Origin of the sequence: Mesorhizobium sp. M7A.F.Ca.US.014.04.1.1 (assembly GCF_003998745.1) — a bacterium.
Classification (GTDB): Bacteria; Pseudomonadota; Alphaproteobacteria; order Rhizobiales; family Rhizobiaceae; genus Mesorhizobium; species Mesorhizobium ciceri.
In genome coordinates, this window is record NZ_RZRW01001384.1 from 1 (window position 1) to 554 (window position 554).

The following is a 554-nucleotide window of genomic DNA, read 5'->3' on the forward strand; positions in this document are numbered from 1 at the left end:
CGCGACAACAGCAGGGCGGCAAGACCGCCGATCGGCCCGCAGCCGACGACCAGCACGAAGCCTGTCGTTTTCGGCAGGCGCCGCACCGCGTGCAGCGCCACCGCCAGCGGCTCGGCCATTGCCGCGACCCGCTCGTCGAGCCCGGCATCGATGATATGCAAAAGCCGTGCGGGCAGCACGGCCTGTTCGGCAAATCCGCCGTCGCAGATTTCTCCGACGAAGCCCAGTGACGCGCAGAGATGACGCCTGCCGGCTTGGCATTGCGCGCAGTCTCCGCACCAGAAGCGGGAATCGGCGACAACCCTGTCACCGATAGCGAAGGCGTCGACGCCCGCGCCGGTGGCGGTCACCGTGCCGGTGAGTTCATGGCCGGCCGTCGAAGGCGACCGGCTTATCCACTGTCCCGTGCGGAAATTATGCAGGTCCGAACCGCAGATGCCGGCGGCATCGACCCTGAGCTTCACCCAGCCTGCATCCGGCGCGCCCGGCGTCGCGATGTCCTCGACGCGCAGATCGCCGGGCGCGCCGGATGCAGGCTGGGTGAAGCTCAGGGT

At 68.8% G+C, this 554-nt stretch carries 1 protein-coding gene; it reads right to left on the bottom strand.

Annotated elements, in window-relative coordinates; translation table 11 throughout:
• Window positions 1-551 (bottom strand): alcohol dehydrogenase catalytic domain-containing protein (locus EOA22_RS36680; protein ID WP_164756338.1); only part of this gene is annotated, 551 nt, incomplete at its 3' end.
• Window positions 552-554 lie beyond the last annotated feature (3 nt).